The organism is Pseudomonas sp. 1 R 17, assembly GCF_900067035.1.
GTDB classification, from domain to species: Bacteria; Pseudomonadota; Gammaproteobacteria; order Pseudomonadales; family Pseudomonadaceae; genus Aquipseudomonas; species Aquipseudomonas marginalis.
Map to the genome: position 1 here is coordinate 165,023 of NZ_FKLB01000060.1, position 26,522 is coordinate 191,544.

The 26,522-nt window shown below is 60.1% G+C and carries 23 protein-coding genes and 4 tRNA genes; 8 read left to right on the plus strand and 19 right to left on the minus strand.

The annotated features are described in order from the left end of the window. The first annotated feature begins 64 nt into the window (after positions 1-64). Positions 65-622 carry a cytochrome b gene (locus BFP99_RS24150; protein ID WP_065924135.1) on the plus strand — a complete coding sequence of 186 codons (558 nt, stop codon included), beginning with the start codon at positions 65-67 and terminating at the stop codon, positions 620-622. On the opposite strand, the gene BFP99_RS24155 is transcribed toward BFP99_RS24150, so the two are convergent. Together BFP99_RS24155 and BFP99_RS24160 are read right to left on the minus strand one after the other, a co-directional pair. Then, entirely contained in the window at positions 612-1,502 is an 891-nt protein-coding gene (locus BFP99_RS24155) for a 1-aminocyclopropane-1-carboxylate deaminase/D-cysteine desulfhydrase (protein ID WP_065948390.1), read from the minus strand. The two genes, BFP99_RS24150 and BFP99_RS24155, sit on opposite strands and share 11 nt — an antisense overlap. A 57-nt stretch (positions 1,503-1,559) precedes the next feature. Next, entirely contained in the window at positions 1,560-3,599 is a 2,040-nt protein-coding gene (locus BFP99_RS24160; RefSeq protein ID WP_065948391.1) for an NADPH-dependent 2,4-dienoyl-CoA reductase, read from the minus strand. Between the two features lie 211 nt (positions 3,600-3,810). On the opposite strand from BFP99_RS24160, the gene BFP99_RS24165 reads away from it, so the two are divergent. Together BFP99_RS24165 and BFP99_RS24170 are read left to right on the plus strand one after the other, a co-directional pair. Further along, on the plus strand, positions 3,811-4,941 hold the full coding sequence (locus BFP99_RS24165) for a carbon-nitrogen hydrolase family protein (RefSeq protein ID WP_065924138.1): 1,131 nt from the start codon (positions 3,811-3,813) through the stop codon (positions 4,939-4,941). A 4-nt stretch (positions 4,942-4,945) separates the two neighbouring features. Beyond that, entirely contained in the window at positions 4,946-5,980 is a 1,035-nt protein-coding gene (locus tag BFP99_RS24170; protein WP_065924139.1) for an AraC family transcriptional regulator, read from the plus strand. A gap of 8 nt (positions 5,981-5,988) precedes the next feature. Here the strand turns inward: BFP99_RS24170 and BFP99_RS33015 are convergent, their stop codons facing one another. Then, complete coding sequence (locus tag BFP99_RS33015; RefSeq protein WP_141690814.1) at positions 5,989-6,246, minus strand: hypothetical protein; 258 nt, start codon at positions 6,244-6,246, stop codon at positions 5,989-5,991. 136 nt (positions 6,247-6,382) lie between these two features. Further along, positions 6,383-6,859 (minus strand): MarR family winged helix-turn-helix transcriptional regulator, encoded by a 477-nt coding sequence (locus tag BFP99_RS24175; protein ID WP_065948392.1) that lies wholly within the window; start codon positions 6,857-6,859, stop codon positions 6,383-6,385. A gap of 145 nt (positions 6,860-7,004) precedes the next feature. Here BFP99_RS24175 and aceE point away from each other — a divergent pair, with 145 nt between their 5' ends. Continuing rightward, on the plus strand, positions 7,005-9,665 hold the full coding sequence (gene aceE / locus BFP99_RS24180; RefSeq protein ID WP_065948393.1) for a pyruvate dehydrogenase (acetyl-transferring), homodimeric type: 2,661 nt from the start codon (positions 7,005-7,007) through the stop codon (positions 9,663-9,665). Between the two features lies 1 nt (position 9,666). Here the strand turns inward: aceE and BFP99_RS24185 are convergent, their stop codons facing one another. Together BFP99_RS24185 and BFP99_RS24190 are read right to left on the minus strand one after the other, a co-directional pair. Then, the gene (locus BFP99_RS24185) at positions 9,667-10,449 is read right to left on the minus strand and encodes a DUF2242 domain-containing protein (RefSeq protein WP_065948394.1); all 783 of its coding nucleotides are present in this window, start codon (positions 10,447-10,449) and stop codon (positions 9,667-9,669) included. Positions 10,450-10,538: 89 nt separating this feature from the next. After that, positions 10,539-11,435, minus strand: coding sequence for a LysR family transcriptional regulator (locus BFP99_RS24190; protein WP_065927027.1), 897 nt, complete (start codon positions 11,433-11,435; stop codon positions 10,539-10,541). Between the two features lie 115 nt (positions 11,436-11,550). Here BFP99_RS24190 and BFP99_RS24195 point away from each other — a divergent pair, with 115 nt between their 5' ends. Next, positions 11,551-12,756: an MFS transporter gene (locus BFP99_RS24195; protein ID WP_065948395.1), complete on the plus strand. Its 1,206-nt coding sequence runs from the start codon at positions 11,551-11,553 to the stop codon at positions 12,754-12,756. On the opposite strand, the gene BFP99_RS24200 is transcribed toward BFP99_RS24195, so the two are convergent. From BFP99_RS24200 to BFP99_RS24250, 11 genes are all read right to left on the minus strand, one after another. After that, positions 12,703-13,227, minus strand: coding sequence for a GNAT family N-acetyltransferase (locus tag BFP99_RS24200; RefSeq protein ID WP_141690815.1), 525 nt, complete (start codon positions 13,225-13,227; stop codon positions 12,703-12,705). The two genes, BFP99_RS24195 and BFP99_RS24200, sit on opposite strands and share 54 nt — an antisense overlap. A gap of 101 nt (positions 13,228-13,328) precedes the next feature. Next, the gene (locus tag BFP99_RS24205; RefSeq protein WP_027606244.1) at positions 13,329-15,203 is read right to left on the minus strand and encodes a SurA N-terminal domain-containing protein; all 1,875 of its coding nucleotides are present in this window, start codon (positions 15,201-15,203) and stop codon (positions 13,329-13,331) included. Between the two features lie 230 nt (positions 15,204-15,433). Further along, entirely contained in the window at positions 15,434-15,706 is a 273-nt protein-coding gene (locus BFP99_RS24210) for an HU family DNA-binding protein (RefSeq protein WP_003174819.1), read from the minus strand. A gap of 149 nt (positions 15,707-15,855) precedes the next feature. After that, entirely contained in the window at positions 15,856-18,252 is a 2,397-nt protein-coding gene (lon, locus tag BFP99_RS24215; RefSeq protein ID WP_065927024.1) for an endopeptidase La, read from the minus strand. 162 nt (positions 18,253-18,414) lie between these two features. Continuing rightward, entirely contained in the window at positions 18,415-19,698 is a 1,284-nt protein-coding gene (gene clpX, locus BFP99_RS24220; RefSeq protein WP_003238279.1) for an ATP-dependent Clp protease ATP-binding subunit ClpX, read from the minus strand. 112 nt (positions 19,699-19,810) lie between these two features. Beyond that, positions 19,811-20,446: an ATP-dependent Clp endopeptidase proteolytic subunit ClpP gene (clpP, locus tag BFP99_RS24225; protein WP_003174822.1), complete on the minus strand. Its 636-nt coding sequence runs from the start codon at positions 20,444-20,446 to the stop codon at positions 19,811-19,813. Positions 20,447-20,537: 91 nt separating this feature from the next. After that, positions 20,538-21,848 carry a trigger factor gene (gene tig / locus BFP99_RS24230; protein ID WP_027606242.1) on the minus strand — a complete coding sequence of 437 codons (1,311 nt, stop codon included), beginning with the start codon at positions 21,846-21,848 and terminating at the stop codon, positions 20,538-20,540. A gap of 397 nt (positions 21,849-22,245) precedes the next feature. Then, positions 22,246-22,321, minus strand: a tRNA-His gene (locus tag BFP99_RS24235). A 76-nt stretch (positions 22,322-22,397) separates the two neighbouring features. After that, positions 22,398-22,482 (minus strand) — tRNA-Leu (locus tag BFP99_RS24240). A gap of 56 nt (positions 22,483-22,538) precedes the next feature. Further along, positions 22,539-22,614: transfer RNA gene (locus BFP99_RS24245), tRNA-His, on the minus strand. A gap of 32 nt (positions 22,615-22,646) precedes the next feature. Then, positions 22,647-22,723 (minus strand) — tRNA-Arg (locus tag BFP99_RS24250). Between the two features lie 275 nt (positions 22,724-22,998). Here BFP99_RS24250 and folD point away from each other — a divergent pair. Continuing rightward, positions 22,999-23,853: a bifunctional methylenetetrahydrofolate dehydrogenase/methenyltetrahydrofolate cyclohydrolase FolD gene (gene folD / locus BFP99_RS24255; RefSeq protein WP_065927023.1), complete on the plus strand. Its 855-nt coding sequence runs from the start codon at positions 22,999-23,001 to the stop codon at positions 23,851-23,853. 208 nt (positions 23,854-24,061) lie between these two features. Further along, a complete protein-coding gene (pbpG, locus tag BFP99_RS24260; protein WP_065927030.1) occupies positions 24,062-24,985 on the plus strand; it encodes a D-alanyl-D-alanine endopeptidase in 924 nt (307 codons plus the stop codon). A gap of 43 nt (positions 24,986-25,028) precedes the next feature. Here the strand turns inward: pbpG and BFP99_RS24265 are convergent, their stop codons facing one another. Beyond that, on the minus strand, positions 25,029-25,691 hold the full coding sequence (locus BFP99_RS24265; RefSeq protein WP_065948396.1) for a peptidase C39 family protein: 663 nt from the start codon (positions 25,689-25,691) through the stop codon (positions 25,029-25,031). A 211-nt stretch (positions 25,692-25,902) separates the two neighbouring features. Here BFP99_RS24265 and BFP99_RS33360 point away from each other — a divergent pair, with 211 nt between their 5' ends. Then, positions 25,903-26,064: a hypothetical protein gene (locus tag BFP99_RS33360; protein WP_162844269.1), complete on the plus strand. Its 162-nt coding sequence runs from the start codon at positions 25,903-25,905 to the stop codon at positions 26,062-26,064. On the opposite strand, the gene BFP99_RS24270 is transcribed toward BFP99_RS33360, so the two are convergent. After that, a complete protein-coding gene (locus tag BFP99_RS24270) occupies positions 26,061-26,471 on the minus strand; it encodes a PA0061/PA0062 family lipoprotein (protein ID WP_065927021.1) in 411 nt (136 codons plus the stop codon). The genes BFP99_RS33360 and BFP99_RS24270 overlap by 4 nt on opposite strands. Positions 26,472-26,522 lie beyond the last annotated feature (51 nt).

Below are 26,522 nucleotides of genomic sequence, written 5' to 3' on the forward strand. Positions count from 1 at the left end.
TTACAGTAAAAGGACTTCGTCGCCAAAGAACGAAGGTTCGCCCTGATGAGTGAGGAACCCAGCGATGCCGTGGAAAAATTCCGATACGCGCTACAGCACCATGTCGATTGCGCTGCACTGGTTGATGGTGGTGCTACTGGCGGTGGTCTACGCCTGCATTGAGTTACGCGGACAGTTTCCCAAAGGCAGCGGTGCACGGACGTTGATCGTCGAGATGCATTTTATGTTCGGCCTCACCGTGTTTGTGCTGGTGTGGCTGCGCCTGTTCGCGCGCAGCCTGGGGGTTGCGCCGAGGATCGTCCCCGCCCCGCCGCAATGGCAAAGCCTGCTGGCCACGCTGATGCACTTCGCGCTGTACGCCTTGATGATCGGCATGCCGATTGCCGGTTGGCTGATCGTCAGTGCCGAGGGGCATTCGGTGATGTTCTATGGGATCGAGTTGCCGCCGCTGATCGCTGAAAACAAGGCGCTGGCCAAAGAGATTGAAGGCTGGCATGTGTGGTTCGGCAAGGCCGGTTACTGGCTGATCGGGCTGCATGCGTTGGCGGGGATCTTTCATCATTATGTGATGCGTGATAACACGGCGCTGCGGATGATGCCGGGTAAGCGTGCTAGGCTGTAAACCCTCGGCGGCCCTGCAAGCCGCCGGTATGCACGAAGATCAGGCGAGTGCCGGGTACGAACCGCCCGGCCTCGATCTGCTGCTTCAACGCCAACAACGCCTTGCCGGTATAGAGCGGTTCCAGCGGTACACCGCAGGCCTGTTCAGCGGTCTCGATAAAGTCCAGTAGCAGCGGATCTACCTTGGCAAAACCGCCCCGACTGGCGTCCAGCAATTCATAACCACCCTGCACCAGGGCACTCACGTTCTGTGCCACACCATGATCATCCGGTACCGCCATGGCGCCATACACCGGATGCGCGCCCGCCTCCGCCAACGCCAACCCCGCCAACGTCGTACCGGTGCCTGCCGCCAACCACCAGGCATCGTAATCGGCCCAGCCCACGGTGCTCAATTGCCGGCGTGCCTGCTCGACCAAGACCCCGCAACCCAATGCCCCGGCCATCCCGCCGCCGCCTTCGGGCACGGGGTAAAGATCGGGATATTGCGCGCGCCACGGCAACCAGAAATCCTCCGCGTGGCGCGCGCGGTAGCCGGCATAGCCCAGCCAATGCAAATGCATGCCAAAGGCTTTCAGATCGAGGACTGTGGGGGTGTCTTGAGGGTGACCACGCAACAGGCCGACGGTGGGAAAACCAAAGCGCTTGCCCGCCGCTGCCAGCGCGTGCAGATGGTTGGAGTAAGCACCGCCGAGGCTGACGATGCCGCTGGCACCGGCCTGCTGCGCCTGGGCCAGATGTTGGGTGAGCTTGAACCACTTATTGCCGCTGATCAGTGGGTCGATACGGTCCAGGCGCAGCACGGCCAGCTCGACGCCGTTCAGCCACTCCAGCGCTAACGGTTCAAGCGGTGCATGGGGAAGCCAATCGAAAGGACCCATCGGGCGGCATCTGCATCGAAAAAGGGGCGGTAGTCTAACACCGCCCCTTGCGTCGCCTTACAGCTCGGCGGCGAGCCGTGAGCCTTGGTTGATGGCGCGCTTGGCGTCCAGCTCGGCCGCCACATCGGCGCCGCCGATCAGGTGCACGTTCTGCCCTGCGGCGACCAGGCCGTCCTGCAACTCGCGCAGCGGGTCTTGCCCGGCGCAGATGACGATGTTGTCCACGGCCAACAGCTGCGGCTCACCTTCGGCACCGATGCGGATATGCAGGCCGTCATCGTCGATCTTCAGGTACTCGACGCTGTTAAGCATCTGCACGCGCTTGTTCTTCAAGCCGGTACGGTGGATCCAGCCGGTGGTCTTGCCCAGGCCGTCGCCGACCTTGGAAGCCTTGCGTTGCAACAGGAACACATCACGGGCCGGGGCATGGGGTTGCGGCTTGATCCCGGCCACACCGCCACGGGCTTGCAACTGGGTGTCGATGCCCCACTCTTTCCAGAACGCTTCGCGGTCGAGGCTGGTAGACACGCCTTCATGCACGAGGAATTCCGACACGTCAAAACCAATGCCGCCGGCGCCGATCACCGCGACGCGCTTGCCCACCGGCTTGCGCTCGAGGATCACGTCCAGGTAGCTCAGCACTTTGGCATTTTCAACGCCCGGAATCGCCGGCGTGCGCGGCGCAATGCCGGTGGCCAGGATGATCTCGTCGTAACCGCCCGCCACCAGTTGTGCGGTGTCGACACGGGTGTTGAGGCACAGCTCGACGTGGGTGGTCTGCAACTTGCGATTGAAGTAGCGCAGGGTCTCGAAAAACTCTTCCTTGCCCGGTACGCGCTTGGCGATATTGAACTGGCCGCCGATCTCACTGGCCGAATCGAACAAGGTCACCTGGTGACCACGCTCAGCCGCTACGGTGGCAGCCGCCAGACCGGCGGGACCGGCGCCGACCACGGCGATTTTCTTGACCTGCTTGACCGGCAAATAGTTGAGTTCGGTTTCATAGCAGGCCCGAGGGTTAACCAGGCAGGTGGTCAACTTGCCGCCAAAGGTGTGGTCCAGGCAAGCCTGGTTGCAGCCGATGCAGGTGTTGATTTCATCGGCGCGGCCGGCGGCGGCCTTGTTGACGAACTCGGGGTCGGCGAGGAAAGGCCGCGCCATCGAGACCATGTCGGCATCGCCTTCGGCGAGGATCTGCTCGGCAATCTCCGGTGTGTTGATGCGGTTGGTGGTGATCAGCGGGATCTGCACCGCACCGCGCAATTTGGCCGTGACTTTGCTGAACGCGCCACGGGGTACTTTGGTGGCGATGGTCGGGATACGCGCTTCGTGCCAGCCGATGCCGGTGTTGATGATGGTCGCGCCGGCCTGCTCGATGGCCTTGGCCAACTGCACAATTTCTTCCCAAGTGCTGCCGCCTTCCACCAGGTCGAGCATCGACAGGCGGAAGATAATGATGAAGTTCGGGCCCACCGCTTCACGCACGCGGCGCACGATCTCCACCGCCAGGCGCATACGGTTTTCGTAGCTGCCGCCCCAACGGTCGGTGCGGTGGTTGGTGTGGGCGGCGAGGAACTGGTTGATGAAGTAACCTTCGGAACCCATGATTTCCACGCCGTCGTACTCGGCGACCTGGGCCAGCAGCGAGCAGGTAACGAAATCCTGGATTTGCTTCTCGATGCCTTCCTCGTCCAGCTCCTTGGGCTTGAACGGGTTGATCGGCGCCTGGATCGCACTCGGCGCCACCTGTTTTGGGCTGTACGCATAACGGCCGGCGTGGAGGATCTGCATGCAGATCTTGCCGCCCGCCTCATGCACGGCCTGCGTGACGATCCTGTGCTTCTGCGCTTCTTCTTCGGTGGTGAGCTTGGCCGCGCCGGAATACACCCCGCCTTCATCATTCGGGCCAATGCCGCCAGTGACCATCAGGCCCACGCCGCCACGGGCGCGCTCGGCAAAGTAGGCCGCCATGCGCTCGAACCCACCGGGCTTTTCTTCCAGGCCCGTGTGCATCGAGCCCATCAGGGTGCGGTTGCGCAAGGTGGTAAAACCCAGGTCCAACGGGGCCAGCAGGTGCGGGTAGGCAGCAGCGGTCATGGTACAGCTCCACAACGGATCATCACGGGACGTGGAGGGCTCGAATGGCACCCCATCGGTTTATGTCCCACAGACTAAGAGGCGGTGGACGACGGCTCAATGACTGAAACTGACAAGTTATTGATCCAAATGCACAGCGCCCCTTGGCAAGCCGCTGCCGGGGCCCTACCCTAGTCGCGAACCCTGCACCCGGTCTGTTGTCTGTTGCCCCATGCGTAAACTTCTCGCTTTTACCGTCTCCATGGCCCTGGTTGCCGCAGTCGCCGCGTATCTGGTCTGGACCCAGGAGCGCCCCGTGGGGCATTACCTGTCGGACCTGCGCATCACCCTCGCCGTCAACGAAGGCCTGCCCGCCGATCGCGGCAACTTGCTGGGCATCCAGCCGGAGCTGTTTCCCGCCGATTACCAGAGCCTGGAACGCCTGCACCTGAAGCTCGCGGCCTATCTGCAAAAGGCCCGGGACCAGGGGTTGATCAACGAAAAAACCATCGTGGTGCTGCCTGAACATATCGGCACCTGGCTGATGTTGACCGGTGAAAAAAATGAGGTGTACCAGGCGCTGCACGTGAAGGATGCGATGAACTGGCTGTCGGTCAGCAACCCGCTGCTGTTTGCGCGTGCCTGGATCAGCGCAACCGGCGATAACCGCACCGATGACGCCTACCTGCGCATGAAAGCCTCCGGCATGGCGCGGGACTATCAGGTGCTGTTCGGCGGCCTGGCCAAGGAGTTTGGCGTCACGCTGGTGGCCGGCTCCATCGCCCTGCCCAACCCCAGCGTCAGCCAGGGCCAACTGCAGGTCGGCCATGGCGCCTTGTACAACGCCAGCGTGGTGTTCGCGGCGGACGGATTGCCCCTCGGTGATCCCCAGCGCCAGCTTTATCCGATCTACGATGAACGCGGTTTTATCGAACCCGGTGACGAAAACATCGTCAGCGTGGTCGACACCCCGGCCGGGCGCCTCGGCGTGTTGGTCGGCAGTGACAGCTGGTACCCGGACAACTATCGCAAGCTCAACGAGCAAGGTGCGCAACTGATTGCGGTACCGGCCTTTGTGCTGGGTCGCGATACCTGGGATCGACCATGGCGCGGCTTCAAGAGCGTGTCCACGCCACCGGAAATCAGCCTCAAGCCTGAAGAACTCAGCGAAGGTGAGGCCTGGCGGCGCCTGACGCTGATCAGCCAGCAACCCGTCAGCCAGGCAACCGCTGGCATGAGCGTATTCCTGCGTGGGCAGTTCTGGGACCTGGGCACGGCCGGGCACAGCTTTCTCAGCAGCTACGGGCAGATCAGCGCCGACGGCGACGCCCGTGGTGCGCGCCTGCTGAATATCTGGCTGTAACCCCGTGAAGCCGGTGCGCCTGGGTGATTTGTCGGTGGGCTTCGTGCACACTCTGGCCGACGCGATCCACAGCCACGGCCTCGACCCGCAACCGCTGCTGCTGCAATACGGCCTCGACCCCGCGCGCCTCGCCGAAGCGGGTGCACGCTTGTCGATCCCCCGTTATATGCGCCTGGGCCATGCGGCCATCCAACTCACCGGCGACCCCGGCCTGGGCCTGCGCATGGGCCAGCTCAGCCGCCTGAGCCAGGCCGGGCTGGCCGGGGTCACCGCCGCCCAGGCACCCAACGTACGTGAGGCGGCGCGCACCCTGACCCGCTTCGAGGCGCTGTACGGCTCCAACTATCGCGGCCAATCAAGTTTTCACGAGGACGCCGAAGGCGCCTGGCTGCGTTTCTATTCCATCAGCCCCTATAACGCCTACAACCGCTTCGTGGTGGACTCGATCATCGCCGGCTGGCTGCAGCAACTGTCGAGCCTGGCCCAGCAAACGGTGCAGGCGCAGCGGATTGAAATCGAGTTTGAAGCGCCGGACTACAGCGAACAGTACGCGGTGCTGGGCGATGGCCCGATCCAGTTCGGCGCCGACGCCAATCAACTGCGCCTGAGCCAGCAAACCCTGGCCCTGCGCAACCCGCAGCATTGTCCGAGTACCTGGCACCTGTTGCTGCAACTGTGTGAACGGGAACTGGAGCAGTTGACCCGCACCCGCAGCCTGCGCGAGCGCATTACCCGGTTGCTCGGGCCGATGCTCAATGGCGGCCGGGAACCCGACCTGGAAGAAGTGGCGGCACGCTTGAAGCTGCCGACCTGGACACTGCGCCGCAAACTGGCCGAAGAAGGCACACAGTTTCGCGCGATTCTCAACGATACCCGCCGCGACCTGGCCATGACCTACATTCGCGATACGGAACTGGCATTCGGCGAAATCGCCTACTTGCTCGGTTTTGCCTCGGCCCAGGCGTTTCAACGGGCGTTCAGGCGATGGAACAACCAGACCCCAGGGGAATTTCGCCGCAGTCAGCGGCATTCCGCCTGAAGTCGGTCTTACAGCTCGGTGGCGTCATCGGCCGGATCCAGAGGATCCAGTTCAAAGGCCTGGTACTCCAGCAGTTCTTCCTGGTATTCGTCCATGGTGGGCTCCTTGTTATGAATTAAAAGCGGCTGCAGATAAATGACCTGCACAGCCAGCCTAAAGTGCCGTGATGACGAAAAAATGTCGACGTCATGACGTTCCTGCACTCCAGGATTAAACGTAGCAGCGTTGTGCGGATTTAGCACCGGGGTTTTGAGGCGCGATTGCAATCAGGGATGTACGGAAATGGACGGGAAGCATTCCAATGTGGGAGGGGGCTTGCCCCCGATAGCTGGGTGTCAGTCAACACATCTGTCACTGACCCACCGCTATCGGGAGCAAGCCCCCTCCCACATTCGATCTGCATCAAGTTTCAGACCTGCGTCGACCACGGGTTTGAACACCCGCCTCCACCGCCATCCCGGCGGCACGCTCCAACGCCTCGGCAAACGCCTGGCGCTGCTGCGGTTCGATCTGCGACAGGAACAACTCGTCCACCGTACTTTCGTAGATCTTCCACATTTTTTTACGCAACGCCCGGCCGGCATCGGTGATCGACGCAAATGCGGCGCGGCCATCGCCGTCGGAGCGTGAACGCAGCACCAGGCCGTCCTTTTCCAGGCGGTCTACCAGGCGCGTGAGGTTATAGCGCTCGATGGCCAGCACATCGGCCAATTCGTGCATGCGGCGGGTGCCTTCGGAGCCGCTTTCAAGGCCCCACAGTGCATCGTACCAGGCGTAAGGCGGCAAGTCGGCGGCCGCCAGGCGGCGCTCGATTTCACGGATGACCGTCCTGTGGGCCCTGACAAAACGGAACCATACATCAGGCTCTTTCGACGACATGCAACACCATCCGGCGGATTTCAAGAAGGTTGCAATAGTAGCTCATCCCGCGCTAGATTCGGCCATGTAGTTGCAATTGCAACAACTTTGACGACGTTCCCACAAGGAGCCCGCCACTTGAAATCCGCCGACCCTGGAGCCTCACATGACCCCGAATAACGTAGTCAGACGCGACGTCGATCCACAGGAAACCCGCGAGTGGCTGGAGTCCATCGAATCGGTGCTGTCCACCGAAGGTCGCCCGCGCGCCCATTACCTGATCGATCAGTTGCTGGATTTCGACGTGGCGCGGCATGGTGATTTCTACGGGCGGGTGACCACGCCTTACGTCAACACCATCCCGGTGGAACGCCAGTTGCCCTACCCCGGCAACCTGGTCATCGAACGCCGTATCAACGCGTTTATCCGCTGGAACGCCATGGCCATGGTATTGCGTGCAGGCAAACACTCCGGTGTGGGTGGGCATATCGCCACTTATGCGTCAGCCGCTGTGCTGTACGACGTAGGTTTCGACCACTTCTTCCGTGGCCGCACCGACAACTTCGACGGCGACCTGGTGTACATCCAGGGCCACTCCTCGCCAGGCATCTACGGCCGTGCCTACCTCGAAGGCCGCATCAGCGAAGCACAACTGGATAACTTCCGCCGCGAAGCCGGTGGCGAGGGCATTTCGTCCTACCCCCACCCACGGCTGATGCCGGACTTCTGGCAATTCCCCACCGTGTCCATGGGCCTCGGGCCGATCACGGCGGCCTACCAGGCGCGCTTTATGCGCTACCTGGAGTTTCGTGACCTCAAGCAACACCAGGGCCGCAAGGTCTGGGCATTCCTCGGTGATGGCGAAATGGACCAGCCGGAATCCCTGGCCGCCATTTCCCTGGCCGGGCGCGAGAAACTCGACAACCTGATCTTCGTGGTCAACTGCAACCTGCAACGTCTGGACGGCCCGGTACGCGGCAATGCCAAGGTGATCCAGGAGTTCGAAAGCCTGTACCGCGCCGCCGGCTGGAATGTGATCAAAGTGATCTGGGGCGGTGGCTGGGATGCGCTGCTGGAAAAAGACACCGGCGGCCTGCTGCGCCAGCGCATGATGGAGTGCGTGGACGGTGACTACCAGAACTACAAATCCCAGAACGGCGCCTATGTGCGCGAACATTTCTTCGGCAAATACCCGGAGTTGCTGGCACTGGTTGCAGACCTGTCCGACGACGATATCTGGAAACTCTCACGGGGCGGCCATGACCCGGACAAGGTCTACAACGCCTATGCTGCCGCCGTACGCCACAGCGGCCAACCAACGGTGATCCTGGCAAAGACCGTCAAGGGCTTTGGCATGGGCGAAGCCGGCGAAGGCCAGAACATCAATCACCAACTGAAAAAGATGGGCGCCGATGCCGTCAAAGCCTTCCGCGACCGCTTCGGCCTGGAAGTGCCCGATGAGCAACTCGCTGAAATTCCGTACCTCAAGCCCACCGCCGACAGCGAAGAAGCCCGTTACTTCGCCGCGCGTCGCCAGGCCCTGGGCGGCTATGTACCCGCGCGCCACACGGCGGTCGAACCGTTGCAGATCCCCGAACTGAGCGCCTTCGCCACTCAGCTCAAGGACACTGGCGAGCGCGCGATATCAACCACCATGGCCTTCGTGCGCATCCTCGGCACCCTGCTGAAAGACCCGCACCTGGGCAAGCTGATCGTGCCCATCGTGCCGGACGAATCACGCACCTTCGGCATGGAAAGCCTGTTCCGTCAGATCGGTATCCACTCTGCCGTCGGCCAGCTCTACACCCCACAGGACTCCGGGCAACTGAGCTATTACAAGGAGAGCAAGGACGGACAGATCATGCAGGAAGGCCTGAATGAGTCCGGGGCCATTTCCTCGTGGATAGCGGCGAGTACGTCCTACAGCAATCACGGCCTGATGACCGTGCCGTTCTACATCTTCTATTCGATGTTCGGCTTCCAGCGCGTCGGCGACCTGGCCTGGGCAGCGGGCGATGCACGGGCACGTGGTTTCCTGCTGGGTGCCACGGCCGGGCGCACCACGTTGATGGGCGAAGGCCTGCAGCATGACGATGGCCATAGCCATATCCTGTCGTCGGTGATTCCGTGCTGCGTGTCCTATGACCCGACCTTTGCCTACGAACTGGCGGTGATTATTCGCGAAGGCATGCGGCGTATGTATGTCGAACAGGAGGATATTTACTACTACATCACCCTGCTCAACGAAAACTACCCGCACCCGGCAATGCCCGAAGGTATGGAGGATGGCATTGTTAAAGGCATGTACCGCCTGAGCGGCAGCCAGCACGCCAAGGTGCAACTGATGGGCAGTGGTTCGATCCTGCGCGAAGTGATCGCCGCCGCCGACCTGCTCGCCAACGACTTTGCCGTGCAATGCAATGTATGGAGCGTAACCAGCCTGACCGAATTGCGCCGTGACGGGCACGCGGTGGAGCGCTGGAACCTGTTGCACCCCGAGCGTGAGCCACGCGAGAGCTACGTCGAGCAATGCCTGGCCGGGCAAACGGGACCGGTGGTGGTGGCGACGGATTACGTGAAGCTGTTCGCCGATCAGATCCGTCCGTTCGTGCCGGGCCGACGCTTTGTCGCACTGGGCACTGATGGTTTCGGGCAATCAGACACCCGGGAAGCCTTGCGCGCGTTCTTTGAGGTGGATCGCCACTACATCGCCCTGGCTGCCCTGAAGGCACTGGCGGATGACGGCGTGATCGGTCGCGACAAGGTCAGTGAAGCGATCAAACGCTACGGGATCAACGTCGACAAGGCCGACCCCGTAGCGGTTTGATTTACTGCGCAGGCGTCGGCAGGGGCGGAATCGCTTCTGTCGGCGGCGGCAGGTCCGGCGTGGTGGCAGCGGGTGCGGGCTCGGCCTGCGGCGCAATCGGTGCAGCCTCAGGCGCGGGCACAACCGGCTCCGAGGCAGCCGGTGCGGCAGGCTCTTCCTTCGGCGCCTCGACTTTCTCTGCAGCCGGTGCGGCCTTCGGCTCCGGCACACCGAGGTCGGCATTGGGCTGCTCGGGGATATGCTCGGCCTTCTTCACTTCCTGTGGCAGGAACACATCCACCAACGCAAAGTAACGGTCGTAGAACTTCGGCGCGGACACCGTCTCACTGGCCACCTTCACCATCGAGTCATCGGTAGAGCCGATCGGCATCGACACCGACCCCAGCACGCCCACGCCCAGGCTCGCGGAGTTGTTGACCTTCTTCAGCGCATAACGATCCTGCAGGGCATTGGCGAACATCGTCGAGTGGTTCTTGCCTTTGCCATCATCGGCGCACACCACGTTGAAGCTGATCTGCAGGTGCGTTTCGCCGGTCTGCTGGAAGCTCTTGTTACCCACGACCAGTTTCGGATCGCTGCTGGTGATGATGTAGCCCTGGCTCAGCAAGGCGCGCCGCGCGGCCTCGCACGCCGCTACATCGGTAACCGGGTAATCCCGGGAAAATGTACCGGAGTCGTCGAAGTTCTCATGTTCATAAATAGCGGTCTTGGGTGACGAGCAGCCCGCGGCGCCCGCCAGCACCAGCGCCAGCCCGAGGCTACGCAAGTGGAATGATGTCGACATTGATAATCCTGAGGAAAACGGTCTGGGCGGTATTGTGCAACAGAACGAGGCCTTGGCGCGCGCATTCCTGTCGGTAAAACGTCACAGTGTTACGCGCCGGGGCCTGCAGGGAAAAGCCCGGCGCACATATGGTCAATAAATACGCGGAGCTTGGCCGAGGTATGGCGACCGGGCCACAATATCCAGAAATTGCCCCGATGCTCCAGGTCATCATCCAGCACCCGTTGCAAGCGCCCTTCGTCCACGGCCTGGTTGACCATGTAGTCCGGCAGGCAGGCAATGCCCAAGCCCTCGAGCACCACATGCTTGAGGGACTCGATGGTGGTGCTGACCAGCGGCGTACGCAACAGCGGTTCCGCAGCCCCCGGGGCAAGGCGCAACGGCCAGGGCTCGAGCTTGCCCGTGGCGCAGAACTTGTGGCGCAGGCAGGCGTGGCCATTGAGGTCCTGTGGTTGCTGCGGCGTGCCGTGTTGGGCGAAGTAGCCCGGCGTGGCGACGAGTACCAACTGGTAGTGGCCCAGATGACGCGCCATCAAGCGCGAATCTTCCGGCTTGCCCGTGCGAATCACCGCATCGAAACCTTCCTCGATCACGTCCACCATGCGGTCGGAAAAATCCACGTCCAGCTCGATCTCCGGGTAGGTGCGCATAAAGTCACTGAGCACCGGCATCAACAAGCCGCGCACCTGCGGCACACTGATGCGCAACTTGCCCCGTGGCGTTGCAGCGGCGTCCGTCAGCTCCTGCTCGGCCGCTTCCACCTCAGCGAGAATCCGCCGCGAGCGCTCAAGGAACAGTGCACCTTCACTGGTCAAGGTGATACTGCGCGTGCTGCGGTGAAACAGCCGCACGCCCAGGCGCTCTTCCATCCGCGCAATGCTTTTGCCCACGGCCGACGACGACACCCCCAGCACGCGGCCGGCGGCGGTGAAGCTGAGCGTCTGCGCCACCTGCACAAATACCGACAGGCTGCCCAAGCTGTCCATGATCTGCCTCCAATTACGGACATCCGCGTCCGATAAGTTCGGAACCTTAGCCTGTTTTTCCGTCAACCACAGCCCCCTACTCTGCCTGCTTGCCCTTTTACCTGGATAAAACGTCATGAGCAGCAGCCCTTCACTCACCGCATCAGCCCAACGGGATTCTTTACCCTTGGGCGGTCTAATGGCCCTGGCCAGCGCCGGCTTTATTACCATCCTCACCGAAGCCATGCCCGCCGGGCTTCTGCCGCAGATGGGCGACGGCCTGGGCGTGTCGCCCGCCTTGGTCGGCCAATTGGTTACCCTCTACGCCCTTGGCTCCCTGCTGGCAGCCATCCCGCTGACGCTGCTGACCCGCGGCTGGCGCAGGCGGCCGTTGTTGCTGCTGGCCATTGGCGGCTTTGCCTTGGTCAATAGCGTAACCGCGCTGTCCAGCCATTACGGGTTGACCCTGGTGGCGCGCTTTTTTGCCGGGGTCTTCGCCGGGTTGCTGTGGGCGTTGCTGGCGGGTTATGCGAGCCGAATGGTGGCGCCACACCTGCAAGGTCGCGCCATTGCCGTGGCGATGCTGGGTGCACCCCTGGCGCTGTCGCTGGGTGTACCTGCGGGCACCTTCCTCGGCACCGCCGTTGGCTGGCGCTTGAGCTTTGCGATCATGACCGGGCTGACCCTGGTGCTGCTCGCCTGGGCACGCTGGCAACTGCCGGACTTTGCCGGCGAACGGGCGGATAAACGCCTGGGGCTGCGCCAGGTGCTGAACCTGCCGGGCATTCGTCCGGTGCTATGGGTGACGTTTACCTACGTGCTGGCCCACAACATTCTGTACACCTACATCGCCCCGTTGCTGGTGCCCGCAGGGGTCGATGCGGACGTTGACCGAGTACTGCTGGTGTTCGGCCTCGCGGCAGTGCTGAGCATCTGGCTGGCAGGTGTATTGATTGACCGGTGGTTGCGCGCCTTGCTGCTGATCAGTTGTGCGCTGTTTGGCCTGATCGCCCTTGCGCTGGCGTTGTGGATCAATGTGCCGGCAGTCATCTATATCGCCGTGACGTTATGGGGCCTGGCGTTCGGCGGTTTGCCGGCATTGCTGCAAACCGCACTGGCCCAATCGGCGGGCAAGTCGGCGGATGCCGCACAATCCATGCTGGTGACCGTGTGGAACCTGGGGATAGCCGGTGGCGGCCTGGCGGGTGGCGTATTGCTTCAAGGTTGGGGCGTCACGGCCTTTCCATGGGCGGTTGTGCTTCTGATGCTGCTGGCCTGGGCCGGTGCATCACAGACGGCGCCCCAGCAGTTGGCCCGGCCACCCCGCCAAGTCGAACGTTGAAATGCGCTGGTAGCCACAGGACTCATAAAAACGCACCAGATCCCCTGTCCCGCCGCCGTAGCAGTCCACACGCAAGCGCGTGACTCCTGCTGCGCGGGCCTGGTCATCGGCAAAGGCCATCATGCGCCGGCCAAGGCCGCGAACACTCGGGTCACGCGCGGCAATCAACAGGCGCACATACACCTCGGGCTCAGTCGCCGAAGGTACATAAGGCATGGGATCGCCCACCACCAGCGCTCCTCGGAGATGCCCCTCGGGGTCCTCGACAACCCAGGCCCCGGGCAACGCGCAGGCTTCAGCCACTTGCGCGACCCGCCGGGGCGACCCCGACCAGGGCTCGGTGCCCCACTGATGGGTATTGCCCCTGCCAACGAACCAGGCGATCACCTCGTCGAACACCTGCAGCACCGCAGGAACATCCGCCACGCTGGCGCGGCGGATCAGCAAGCCATCCATTCCTTGAATCAACACGCTTGGAACTCCTGGGTCGACGATACCGAGTACCCAGTCTAGCGCACACATAAAAAAGCCCCCGGTCTTTTCAGGCCGGGGGCTTCTTGTTCAAAGCGACATCAGTACTTCTTGATATCAGCCTTGGTTTCCAACTGCTTGCGGTACGCCGCAAAGTCCTGCTGGCCGACACGGGAAGCGAGGAAGCGGCGGTATTGCGCCTTTTCTTCGTCCGTTGGGGCGGCCGCTTCGTTGACGCCGTTCAAGCGCACGATCACCAGGCTGCCATCAGCCAGGGTCACGGTGGTGAAGGTCGGCTTGTCCTTGGCCGCAGGCTTGGGCATGCGGAACAGGGCTTGCAGCACGGCCGGGTCAATCGCTTCCTGGCTACGGGTAGCCGCTTCAGTGACTTTCCAGGCCTGGCCGTCGACCGGCTGGTTCAGCGGGGTCTTGCCATCACGCAGGCTGGCGATCAGTTCGTCAGCGTGAGTCTTGGCAGCCGCGCTGGCGCGCTCCTTGGCCATCTGTGTGCGAATCGCCGCAGCAACGCTTTCCAGCGGCAGTTGCGCCGGTTTGCGGTGCTCTTTGGCACGCAGCACGATGATGGTTTCCGGGTCCAGCTCGATGGCGCTGCTGTTGGCACCCTCATCCAGCACTTCCGGGCTGAACGCAGCGGTGACCACGGCGCGGTTGGCCGCGACACCGTCACCACCTTCACGGCCAAACGGCGCGGAGGTGTGTACGGTCAGCTTCAGGTCCGATGCTGGTTGGGCCAGGTCGGAGGCTTCGAATGCCGCATCTTCCAATTGCTTGGTTGCTTCGACAAAACGCTGCTCGACCTGTTGGGTCTTGAGCTCGCGGGTCAGCTTGTCTTTCAGGCTGGCAAACGTCGGCACTTGCGGTGCTTCAACGCCCAACAGCTTGATCAAATGCCAACCGAAGGTGCTGCGCACCGGCGCCGAAACCTGGTCTTTGTTCAACGCGTACAAGGCAGCTTCGAAGTCAGGGTCGTAGACGCCAGGGCCGGCAAAGCCCAGATCGCCGCCATTGTTGGCCGAACCTGGATCCTGGGAGAACTCCTTGGCCAGGGCCTCGAACTTCTCACCCTTGGCCAGGCGTGCCTGGATTTCTTCGATCTTGGCCTTGGCTTGCGCGTCGGTGACCTTGTCGTTGACTTCAATCAGGATGTGCGCGGCACGACGCTGTTCAGCGAGGTTGGCGGTTTCTTTCTGATAGGCAGCCTGCAGTTCATCGTCCTTGACGCTGACCTGGTCGAAGAAGGAAGACTTCTTCAGTTCCAGGTAGTCAATGACCACCTGGTCCGGGGTCATGAACTCCTTGGCGTGCTGGTCATAGTAAGCCTTGACCTCGTCGTCGGTGAGTTTCACCGCCGCAGGGTTGGCCTTGATATTGACGGTAGCGAAATCGCGGGTCTGTTTTTCCAGACGGGCGAATGCCAGCACTTCGGCGTCGGTCACGAAACCGCTGCCGGCGATGCCTGCGCGCACCTGGCCGATCAGCATTTCCTGGGTCAGCATCTGACGGAACTGCAGACGGCTGTAGCCCAGCTGACGGATCACCTGGTCAAAGCGTTCGGCGTTGAACTTGCCGTCCACCTGGAATTCCGGCGTCTGCAGGATCACCTGGTCCAGTGCAGCTTCAGAGAAGCCAAACTTGGAGTCGGCAGCGCCTTGCAGCAGCAGCTTGCGATCGATCAGGCCCTTGAGGGCCGCTTCGCGCAGCAGTTTTTCGTCCAGCAGTGAAGCATCGAAATCCTTGCCCAGCTGTTGCATCAGCTGGCGACGTTGCATGTCGACGGCCTGGCTCAGTTCAGTCTGGGTGATTTCTTCACCGTTGACCTTGGCCACGTCCTGCTTGGTGTTGGTCGAAGCCTGGAAAATGGCCTCGATACCGGTGAACGCCATCAATGCGACGATGATCCCGATAATGGTCTTGGCAATCCAGCCTTGTGAATTGTCCCTGATATTTTGCAGCATGCGTCCCCCAGAAACGGTTGAACTTCAAAAATTGGCAACCGTGGAGCGTGGGTAGAGTCCGGATAGAAGAAAGGCGCATCCGAGGATGCGCCTTCTCGTAACTGGCGGAGCGGACGGGGGGTTGAATCTACACCCCCGGCTTGGCGACCCGATGGATACTTGGGTCAGCTTTCGCTCCGCTGCCAGGCCAGACCTGCGTCCGACCCGGGTAGCAAAGGCTTGATCGAAGCTTAGTTAACCGCTTCTTTCAGGGCTTTACCGGCTTTGAAACCTGGTTTCTTGGCAGCAGCGATTTGCAGTGCTTTGCCAGTCTGTGGGTTACGGCCAGTGCGAGCTGGGCGGTCAGTCACAGAGAAAGTACCGAAGCCTACCAGTACCACGGAGTCGCCGGCCTTCAGAGCGCCAGTGACGGATTCGATTACTGCATCCAGCGCACGGCCGGCAGCAGCTTTCGGGATATCAGCGGATGCAGCGATAGCATCAATCAGTTCCGACTTGTTCACTCTAAGTCCCCTTATATATCTATTGAGTATGATTCTAAGTTTTTTGGTAAACAGCAAAAACCAGTGCTGAATGGCCTACAGACACTTAAGAGCCGCTTTATAACAAGGGCTCTAAAAAGCTGTCAAGGAAGCCCCCAGGCTTATTCACATTAATGCGTGCTAATTCTTTCCTTGGAATCAGACTCTCGTTTTTCGTCCTTTGCAACTATCTCCGGAACCACATCCGGCAAGGGCTCCGGCGCGTATTGCAGCGCAATTTGCAGGACCTCGTCAATCCATTTAACCGGTTTAATCTGAAGATCCTGCTTGATATTGTCAGGAATTTCCTTCAAGTCGCGAACATTCTCTTCAGGAATGATCACAGTCTTGATGCCACCGCGGTGTGCAGCCAGCAATTTCTCTTTCAGGCCACCAATGGCCAATACCTGGCCACGCAGGGTGATTTCCCCGGTCATCGCAACATCGGCGCGCACCGGTATGCCGGTCAATGCCGAAACCAGGGCCGTGCACATGCCTACGCCAGCGCTCGGACCATCCTTCGGTGTAGCCCCTTCCGGCATGTGGATGTGGGTGTCGTGCTTCTCGTGGAAGTCCAGGGGGATCCCCAGGCTCCTGGCGCGGCTGCGCACCACGGTCTGCGCGGCGGTAATGGATTCGACCATCACGTCACCGAGGGAGCCGGTCTTGATCAACTGGCCCTTGCCGGGGATCACCGCAGCTTCGATGGTCAGCAATTCGCCGCCCACCTGGGTCCACGCCAGGCCAGTCACCTGCCCTACCTGATCCTGCTGTTCTGCCAGGCCGTAACGGAATTTACGCACACCCAGGAAGTGCTCAAGAGCGTCGGCCGAGACCTTCACCGAGAAGCGTTTTTCCAGCGCGTGCTCCTTGACCGCCTTGCGGCAAATCTTCGCGATCTGGCGCTCAAGGCCCCGGACACCGGCCTCGCGAGTGTAGTAGCGCACGATGTCGCGGATCGACTCGACGTCGAATTCGATCTCGCCCTTCTTCAGGCCATTGGCCGAAATCTGCTTGGGCGCGAGGTATTTGACGGCGATATTGATCTTCTCGTCTTCGGTGTAACCCGGCAGACGAATCACCTCCATCCGGTCCAGCAATGCCGGCGGGATGTTCATGGAGTTGGAGGTGCACAGGAACATTACGTCGGACAGGTCGTAGTCGACCTCCAGGTAATGGTCGTTGAAATTGTGGTTCTGCTCAGGGTCGAGCACTTCCAGCAAGGCCGATGCCGGATCGCCACGCATGTCGCTGCCCATTTTGTCGATTTCATCGAGCAGGAACAGCGGGTTGCGCACACCCACCTTTGTCATTTTTTGAATCAATCTTCCTGGCATCGAACCGATGTAAGTCCGGCGATGGCCACGAATTTCCGCCTCATCGCGCACACCACCGAGGGCCATGCGCACGAATTTACGGTTGGTGGCATTGGCGATGGACTCGGCCAGGGAGGTTTTACCTACCCCAGGCGGGCCAACCAGGCACAACACCGGGCCACGAATCTTCTTCACGCGCTTCTGCACGGCGAGGTATTCGAGGATGCGCTCTTTGACTTCTTCAAGGCCATAGTGGTCGGCATCAAGGATATCTTCGGCACGGGCCAGGTCCAGGCGTACCTTGGTCTGGGCCTTCCACGGCACCTGCACCAGCCAGTCGATGTACGAGCGCACCACGGTGGCTTCGGCCGACATCGGCGACATTTGCTTGAGCTTGTTCAACTCGGCGGTGGCTTTGGCCAGGGCGTCTTTCGGCAGGCCGGCAGCATCGATGCGCTTTTTCAGCTCTTCGATTTCGTTGTGGCCTTCCTCGCTGTCGCCGAGCTCCTTCTGAATGGCCTTCATCTGCTCATTCAGGTAGTACTCGCGCTGGCTGCGCTCCATTTGTTTTTTGACCCGACCCCGGATGCGCTTCTCGACCTGGAGCAGGTCGATCTCGGCATCCAGCAACGCCAGCACGTGTTCGACACGGGCCGACAGGTCAATGATTTCGAGGATGTCCTGCTTCTGCTCGATCTTCAGCGCCATGTGCGCGGCCATGGTGTCGACCAGGCGGCTTGGCTCATCGATGCTATTGAGGGAAGACAGGACTTCAGCCGGGACTTTCTTGCCCAACTGCACGTACTGCTCGAACTGCGAGAGCAGGCTGCGCACAAACACTTCGGACTCGCGCTCAGGGGCCTCGACTTCGTCGATCAGCACCACTTCGGCGCGCAGGTGGCCGTCCACCTCCATGAAACGCTCTACCGCACCGCGCTGCTCGCCTTCCACCAGCACCTTGACGGTGCCATCGGGCAGCTTGAGCAGTTGCAGGACAGTGGCAATGGTGCCGACGCGATACAGGGCATCTTCGCCTGGATCATCATCGGCAGGATTTTTCTGGGCCAACAGCAGGATCTGCTTGTCGCCCGTCATCGCGGCCTCGAGGGCTTCGATAGACTTCTCGCGCCCCACGAACAGCGGGATAACCATGTGCGGATAGACGACGACATCACGCAACGGCAGGAGAGGCAATTCGATGGTTGTCTTCATGATTTCGCCTCTATGACAGTTGAAAAATAAGCTTGAAACCAAGATGGGGGCTGCGTGTAAAAAAAACAAGCTCAATGCTGGCAGTTACACGCAGTAAAAATCCTTATGAAAAACAAAGGAGCCCCTAGAGGCCCCTTCGTTTGTACCAAAACTGCGAAACGCTTACGCGTCTGGCGCAGCCTTGGCAGTCGGCTCACTGTTTTCGTAGATATACAGTGGCTTGGACTTACCTTCTATAACGCTTTCGTCGATCACCACTTTACTCACCTCGGACTGCGAGGGGATTTCGTACATGGTGTCGAGCAATACACCTTCGAGGATCGAACGCAGGCCACGTGCACCGGTCTTGCGCTCCAGTGCCCGCTTGGCCACCGATTTGAGCGCGTCGGTACGGAACTCGAGGTCCACACCTTCCATCTCGAACAGCTTGGCGTATTGCTTGGTCAGGGCGTTTTTCGGTTCGGTGAGGATCTGAATCAGAGCCGCCTCATCCAACTCGTCCAACGTGGCCAGGACCGGCAGACGACCAACGAATTCCGGGATCAGACCGAACTTGACCAGATCGTCAGGCTCGACTTCACGCAGGGACTCGCCCACCTTCTTGCCTTCTTCCTTGCTGCGCACTTCTGCACTGAAACCGATGCCGCCACGGGTAGACCGTTGCTGAATAACCTTCTCCAGGCCGGAGAATGCACCGCCACAGATAAACAGGATGTTGCGCGTATCAACCTGAAGGAATTCCTGCTGCGGGTGCTTGCGGCCGCCTTGTGGCGGTACGGAAGCAACCGTGCCTTCGATCAGTTTCAACAGGGCCTGCTGCACGCCTTCACCGGAAACGTCCCGAGTGATCGACGGGTTGTCGGACTTGCGCGAGATCTTGTCGATTTCGTCGATGTAGACAATACCCATCTGGGCCTTCTCTACGTCGTAGTCGCACTTCTGCAGCAGTTTCTGAATGATGTTCTCGACATCTTCGCCCACGTAGCCAGCCTCGGTGAGGGTGGTGGCGTCAGCGATGGTGAACGGAACGTTCAGCAGGCGAGCGAGGGTTTCTGCAAGCAGGGTCTTACCCGAGCCTGTAGGACCGATCAGCAAGATGTTGCTCTTGCCGAGTTCGACTTCGTCGCCTTTCTTGTCACGCTGGTTCAAGCGCTTGTAGTGGTTGTATACCGCTACGGCCAGAACCTTCTTTGCACGCTCTTGACCAATCACATACTGATCAAGGATGCCGCTGATTTCTTTAGGCGAAGGCAATTTATGCGCGCTGCTTTCGGCCTGGGCTTCCTGCACCTCCTCACGGATGATGTCATTGCACAGGTCGACGCACTCGTCGCAGATAAAGACCGAGGGGCCGGCAATCAATTTGCGCACTTCATGCTGGCTTTTGCCACAGAAGGAGCAATAGAGCAGCTTGCCGTTGTCCTCGCCGTTGCGGGTGTCAGTCATTCGTTCGATCCAAATCCGATAGGCTTGCAACACAAGATGAAGGCTTATGCGGGCTTTTTCAAGCCCGCAGATGATCGGGAAACCCGACCAGCCCTATTTTGAGCGGCTTATATTAAGCGGGGCGCTTTTCGATCACTGCGTCGATCAACCCATATTCACGTGCGGCTTCGGCGCTCATGAAGTTGTCACGGTTGGTGTCGCGCTCGATTTCTTCCAGGGTGTGCCCGCTGTGCTTGGCCATCAGCGTGTTGAGACGTTCGCGGATGAAGAGGATTTCCTTGGCGTGGATTTCGATGTCCGACGCCTGGCCCTGGAAACCGCCCAGTGGCTGGTGAATCATCACGCGCGAGTTCGGCAGGCAGTAACGCTTGCCCTCGGCACCTGCGGTCAGCAGGAACGCGCCCATGCTGCAGGCCTGGCCAATGCAGGTAGTCGATACGTTCGGCTTGATGAACTGCATGGTGTCGTAGATCGACATGCCCGCTGTCACCGAACCGCCCGGCGAGTTGATGTAGAGATGGATGTCCTTGTCCGGGTTTTCCGCTTCAAGGAACAGCAGTTGCGCACAGATCAGGTTGGCCATGTAGTCCTCTACCGGGCCCACCAGAAAGATCACTCGCTCCTTGAGCAGGCGCGAGTAGATGTCGTAGGCGCGTTCACCACGAGCGGACTGCTCGACAACCATCGGGACCAGGCCGCCTGCGGCCTGGATATCAGAGTTCTGCTGAATATAGGAATTACGGAACATGCTCTGCAGTTACTCCCAAATAGTCATGTCTTGAAAACGCATAAGCCAGCGCGAGGCTGGCTTATGGTTGAATTTCCAACGAGTTGGACAATCAGTCGGCTTGTGCTGCTTCCGCCGGCTTGACTGCTTCTTCGTAAGAGACCGCTTTATCGGTCACCTTAGCCTTCTGCAGAACAGTATCCACAACTTGTTCTTCCAGCACAACCGAACGTACTTCGTTCAGCTGCTGGTCGTTCTTGTAGTACCAGGCCACGACCTGCTCAGGCTCCTGGTAGGCCGAAGCCATTTCCTGGATCATTTCGCGGACGCGATCTTCGTCAGGCTTGAGGTCGAACTGCTTGACCACTTCAGCCACGATCAGACCCAGCACCACACGGCGCTTGGCTTGCTCTTCGAACAGCTCGGCCGGCAGCTGGTCTGGCTTGATGTTGCCGCCGAACTGCTGGACAGCCTGTACGCGCAGGCGATCCACTTCGTTGGACAGTAGGGCCTTAGGCACTTCGATCGGGTTGGAGGCCAGCAGACCGTCCATGACCTGGTTCTTGACCTTGGACTTGATAGCCTGGCGCAGCTCGCGCTCCATGTTCTTGCGAACTTCGGTGCGGAAGCCTTCGATACCGGTTTCCTTGATGCCGAACTGATTGAAGAATTCTTCGTTCAGCTCTGGCAGCTTAGGCTCGGAAACGCTGTTGACGGTCACGGTGAACTCGGCGGCTTTGCCAGCCAGGTCCAGGTTCTGGTAGTCAGCAGGGAATTCCAGGTTCAGGACCCGCTCTTCGCCAGCCTTGGCGCCAACCAGGCCGTCTTCGAAGCCAGGAATCATGCGGTTGGAACCCAGCACCAGCTGAGTACCCTTGGCGGAGCCGCCAGCGAATGCTTCGCCGTCAACCTTGCCAACGAAATCGATGTTCAACTGGTCTTCGTTCTGGGCAGCACGGTCGACCACTTCGAAACGGGTGTTCTGCTTGCGCAGGATTTCCAGCATGTTGTCCAGGTCCGAATCAGCCACTTCGGCGCTCAGGCGCTCGATAGCGATACCGTCGAAACCGGCCACTTCGAACTCGGGGAACACTTCGAATACGGCAACGTATTCCAGGTCCTTGCCCGCTTCCAGGGACTTGGGTTCGATCGAAGGCGAACCAGCCGGGTTCAGCTTTTGCTCAACCACTGCTTCGTAGAAAGAAGCCTGGATCACGTCACCGACGGCTTCATTGCGTGCATCAGCACCAAAACGGCGCTTGATTTCGCTCATTGGCACTTTGCCTGGACGGAAACCAGCGATCTTGGCCTTTTGGGCAGTCTGCTGCAGACGCTTGTTGACCGCAGTCTCGATGCGCTCAGCCGGCACGGTGATGCTCATGCGGCGCTCGAGAGCAGTAGTATTTTCAACAGAAACTTGCATGGATATTCCTCGTTGCACAGACGTTAGCCGGCCATTTCCGACCCCAATCAAGGGCATGCATTCTAGTGGGTCAAACTCAAGAAGTCACCCTACTGGAAATACGCCCGTAAACAGCCGGCAATTTATCGATACGAAGGCACTGTCGCGCCCCGCCCCGGTGACAAATAAAGCCAATCACGCCAGGGCTCTGCGCCGCCCCTTCTATATATAGAAGGGGTCGTCGCTCATCTCCCTGACGCCCACCCCGCAGTGAGGGCAGATAACAACGCAGTATCATCGAGACACATAAATACGATGAAACGCACCGCCATCGCGACCCAGAACCTGCGGCCACGACAATCCGAACCGCCAAAACCAAAAAAGGCGCCAGACTGTTAAATCTGGCGCCTTTCGAATATGGGGTGGACGAAGGGGATCGAACCCTCGACAACGGGAGTCACAATCCCGTGCTCTACCAACTGAGCTACGCCCACCATATTGCGTTAACAAAGAAACCAAACCACTTCTTTGTCGAGCCCTACCCTGCGTATAGACCGAGTAAAGCTTTATTGGTGCGGATGAAGAGACTCGAACTCTTACGCCTTGCGGCGCTGGAACCTAAATCCAGTGTGTCTACCAATTCCACCACATCCGCGCTTGAAGCTCTTAAAGCAAAGGCGCCAGACGGTTAATCTGGCGCCTTTCAAAATATGGGGTGGACGAAGGGGATCGAACCCTCGACAACGGGAGTCACAATCCCGTGCTCTACCAACTGAGCTACGCCCACCATATAGCGCTACTTGTGCCAAAGCTGCCTAATGGCGCACCCGGCAGGACTCGAACCTGCGACCATCCGCTTAGAAGGCGGATGCTCTATCCAGCTGAGCTACGGGCGCCTTATTAATCTGTACTCTTGGAGGATTACAAACTAAGTGCTTCCAGCCTTGCAGAACAACGATTCTGCTCGACCTTCTTAACCAGTGCTAGGCTGTGCCCGACAAGTGCGACGAATAGTATAGAGGGCCTGGAAACCCGTCAAATCTTTTTTGAAAAAAATTCATTTTATTTAAGGGGTTAGGCCAATTTGCGGACCAAGCGCCTTTGCCCTCACGCCGTGGCGTGCGAGAATGCGCGCACTTTTCCTCCCCCTCTCGATGGTTAATCACGCGTAATGACTGCACAACTTATCGACGGCAAATCAATCGCCGCCAGCCTGCGCCAGCAGATCGCCAAACGAGTCACCGAGCGCAGCCAGCAAGGCTTGCGCACGCCTGGCCTCGCGGTGATCCTGGTCGGCAGCGATCCTGCCTCTCAGGTTTATGTCTCGCACAAGCGTAAAGACTGTGAAGAGGTCGGCTTTCTTTCCAAGGCCTACGACCTGCCTGCCGACACCACCCAGCAGGCCCTGACCGACCTGATCGACAGCCTCAACGACGACCCGGCGATGGACGGCATCCTCCTGCAATTGCCATTGCCCGCGCACCTGGACGCGTCCAAGTTGCTCGAGCGCATCCGCCCTGACAAAGACGTCGACGGTTTCCATCCCTATAACGTCGGCCGCCTGGCCCAGCGTATCCCGCTGCTGCGCCCGTGCACGCCCAAAGGCATCATGACCCTGCTGGAAAGCACCGGTGTCGACCTGTACGGCCTCGATGCCGTCATCGTCGGCGCGTCCAACATCGTGGGCCGCCCCATGGCCATGGAGTTGCTGCTGGCCGGTTGCACCGTCACCGTGACCCACCGTTTCACCAAGGACCTCGCAGGCCACGTTGGCCGTGCCGACCTGGTCGTCGTGGCCGCCGGTAAGCCGGGCCTGGTCAAGGGCGAATGGATCAAGGAAGGCGCCATCGTCATCGACGTGGGCATCAACCGCCAGGAAGACGGCAAGCTGGTCGGCGACGTGGTGTATGAAACCGCCCTGCCCCGCGCTGGCTGGATCACCCCGGTGCCGGGTGGCGTTGGCCCGATGACCCGTGCCTGCCTGCTGGAAAATACCCTGTACGCCGCAGAAACCCTGCACGGTTAATAACCAGTCGTACTGAAAAAGCCCTGCCTTATCGCAGGGCTTTTTATCGCCCGGAAGAAAACCTGTTTTTTCTTAGTTTTTAAGCACTTTCGTCTGGTTTTAGAAGAACATTCGACAGTCTGTCGTCCATACTCCTAAAATGTAACGCCATTTGTCACAGAACCCGTTTCCCAACGGTATTTCTTACTTTTTTAGCGAGTTCATCCGCGTGAAAATTCGTCTTTCCATTGTCAGCCTATTTTTTGCTTTCACCGGCACCTTTGCACACGCTGCCGACTCCGCCCTGGCGCCGCGGGATCCATCCAAACTGCAGATCGCTTCCGGCAGCGCCATGCTGGTGGACCTGCAAACCAACAAGGTCATCTACGCCAGCAACCCCGACGTGGTGGTGCCTATCGCCTCGGTGAGCAAACTGATGACGGGCCTGATCGTGCTTGAAGCCAAGCAGAACATGGACGAGTACATCGACATCAACATCACCGACACGCCGGAGATGAAAGGCGTGTTCTCCCGCGTGAAGATCGGCAGCCAGATGCCGCGCAAGGAGATGTTGCTGATTGCCCTGATGTCCTCGGAAAACCGCGCCGCCGCGAGCCTGGCGCACCACTATCCGGGCGGCTACGCGGCCTTTATTGCCGCGATGAACGCCAAGGCCAAGGCCCTGGGCATGACCAGCACCCATTATGTCGAGCCCACCGGCCTGTCGATCCACAACGTGTCCACCGCCCGCGACTTGAGCAAGCTGCTGGCCTACGCGCAAAAATTTCCGATGCTGAGCCAGTTGAGCACCACCAAGGAAAAGACCGTAGCGTTCCGCAAGCCCAACTACACCCTGGGGTTCTCCAATACCGACCACCTGATCAACCGCGCCAACTGGGATATCAAGCTGACCAAGACCGGTTTCACCAACCAGGCCGGTCATTGCCTGGTGCTGGTCACCCGCATGGGTAATCGTCCGGTGTCGCTGGTGATCCTGGATGCTTTCGGCAAATTCACCCACTTTGCCGATGCCAGCCGTATCCGTAACTGGGTCGAGACCGGCAAGGGCGGCTCGGTGCCGGACGTCGCTCTGCGCTACAAGGCTGATAAGAACCTGAAGAACCGCGCGAATGCCGCCGAAGTCCGCCGCTAAGGAACACCGAGAACTCATTTAGGTGGGGCTCGCCCCTCCCATTTTATTTGTGTTCCGCCAACACCTTGAGCGCCTGCGCCGCCGCCCGCTCCTGCCCGGCCTGGGCCGTTGCGTTCGCCGAGTCCCGCCAGCGCTGCGCATCCACATTGGCCGGCAACTGGCTCGGGCGCTGAGTGAGGATTGCCCAGTGCCCGGCACTGCTCCACTTCGACTCAAAGTCGCTGAAGCTCATCAGCAGGCGTCGGTCCATGCCTGAACGCAACAGCACCGTGCTTTTCTGCTGGTTGAAACCCACCACGACCACGTAGCGCGCGTCAGACAACAGGCCGCCGCCAATCCGCGCCATCACCGGGTAACCCGCCGCCACCTGCGCCAGTACCGCGGTCAGCTTGGCATCCAGCGGGTACACCATCAGCCCGTACTCACGGGCCAGCACCTGCATGTTGCGCTCCAGGTCCGCTTCCCCGCCCGGCAAATGCAACGGTTTATCCAACAAGCCCGGTGTCATCACAATGCCTTGTTGCGACAGCATGCTGGCTAACGCTGTAGGACCACTCTGATAAGCCTCGCTGCGAAAGGTCGGCACACCATTGAGTTCGACACGTTCCGGCAGGCCCGGAAGTTTCGACGGCTGCCCGGAACAGGCCGCGAGCCCCAGGGCACAGGCCAGCAACAAGGATGTTTTAAGGTTCGACCGTAACCGCAATTTTTTACTCTCTTGATCAACTGCCGGTGAGGGCCCTGATCATAGGACGCTCTGCCACGCGGGTATAGCCCACAGGCTCAGTAAAGCGTCGCGGATAGAGCAAACAAGTTGGACGAACACGACCATTGGTCAATAGCAGGCAACCGCCGGGTAGCTAGACTGTCCATTGAGAAGACTGTGTGTGCCCCCTGCGGGGCGAAAGGAGGCCAAAATGAGCCTTGCAACAACGATTTTCCTGTTGATCTGCGGTTGGCTGGCGGTAGCCGGCGCCATGTTGTGGGGGGTGTTGCGCATTACTCGCCGGCACCATCACCCCCACGTCAAACCTGCGGCACCCGCCAAGCCCCATAGAGCGGCGGTGCACCACGCCTAGCCAGGCATGCAATTGAAATCCTGAGTCGCTGCGACTTCCTTGCCGTGCCCGTCCATCAGGGATGCGCGCACGGTGGTGCCCAGGCTCGACTCCACCAGGGTGTAATGCTCACCCGCCTTGAAATCCTTGTACTCGACCCGACCCTGGCAGTCCTGCTGGTTGTCGTCGCCTGCCTCTTCCTCGAACAACGTCACGTCCAGGCGGTGATCCCCGGGGGTCACCTCGAAAAAGCGCCCGTCGTCGACACGCTTGCCGTCCACACGTTCGGCCATCAGGTCGTTCGGCGCTTCTTCTTTCAAGCCGATCCAGGCTTCGCTGGGGTCCGCCTTGGGAATCGGGCCGGCACAGGCCGACAACAACAAAACAGCCCCCAGGGCGGGGATCAACAATAAAGGTTTGAGTGACATGGCAGGGCTCCAAAGAACATCAGTTAAAAGACAAGTCGTCCGATGGGATGC

Bases quoted from the DNA above. Each gene is read 5' to 3' on its own strand.
- BFP99_RS24150 (WP_065924135.1), top strand. From the start codon at position 65: ATGCCGTGGAAAAATTCCGATACGCGCTACAGCACCATGTCGATTGCG.
- BFP99_RS24155 (WP_065948390.1), bottom strand. From the start codon at position 1,502: ATGGGTCCTTTCGATTGGCTTCCCCATGCACCGCTTGAACCGTTAGCG.
- BFP99_RS24160 (WP_065948391.1), bottom strand. From the start codon at position 3,599: ATGACCGCTGCTGCCTACCCGCACCTGCTGGCCCCGTTGGACCTGGGT.
- BFP99_RS24165 (WP_065924138.1), top strand. From the start codon at position 3,811: ATGCGTAAACTTCTCGCTTTTACCGTCTCCATGGCCCTGGTTGCCGCA.
- BFP99_RS24175 (WP_065948392.1), bottom strand. From the start codon at position 6,859: ATGTCGTCGAAAGAGCCTGATGTATGGTTCCGTTTTGTCAGGGCCCAC.
- aceE (WP_065948393.1), top strand. From the start codon at position 7,005: ATGACCCCGAATAACGTAGTCAGACGCGACGTCGATCCACAGGAAACC.
- BFP99_RS24185 (WP_065948394.1), bottom strand. From the start codon at position 10,449: ATGTCGACATCATTCCACTTGCGTAGCCTCGGGCTGGCGCTGGTGCTG.
- BFP99_RS24190 (WP_065927027.1), bottom strand. From the start codon at position 11,435: ATGGACAGCTTGGGCAGCCTGTCGGTATTTGTGCAGGTGGCGCAGACG.
- BFP99_RS24195 (WP_065948395.1), top strand. From the start codon at position 11,551: ATGAGCAGCAGCCCTTCACTCACCGCATCAGCCCAACGGGATTCTTTA.
- BFP99_RS24205 (WP_027606244.1), bottom strand. From the start codon at position 15,203: ATGCTGCAAAATATCAGGGACAATTCACAAGGCTGGATTGCCAAGACC.
- lon (WP_065927024.1), bottom strand. From the start codon at position 18,252: ATGAAGACAACCATCGAATTGCCTCTCCTGCCGTTGCGTGATGTCGTC.
- clpX (WP_003238279.1), bottom strand. From the start codon at position 19,698: ATGACTGACACCCGCAACGGCGAGGACAACGGCAAGCTGCTCTATTGC.
- clpP (WP_003174822.1), bottom strand. From the start codon at position 20,446: ATGTTCCGTAATTCCTATATTCAGCAGAACTCTGATATCCAGGCCGCA.
- tig (WP_027606242.1), bottom strand. From the start codon at position 21,848: ATGCAAGTTTCTGTTGAAAATACTACTGCTCTCGAGCGCCGCATGAGC.
- folD (WP_065927023.1), top strand. From the start codon at position 22,999: ATGACTGCACAACTTATCGACGGCAAATCAATCGCCGCCAGCCTGCGC.
- BFP99_RS33360 (WP_162844269.1), top strand. From the start codon at position 25,903: ATGAGCCTTGCAACAACGATTTTCCTGTTGATCTGCGGTTGGCTGGCG.
- BFP99_RS24270 (WP_065927021.1), bottom strand. From the start codon at position 26,471: ATGTCACTCAAACCTTTATTGTTGATCCCCGCCCTGGGGGCTGTTTTG.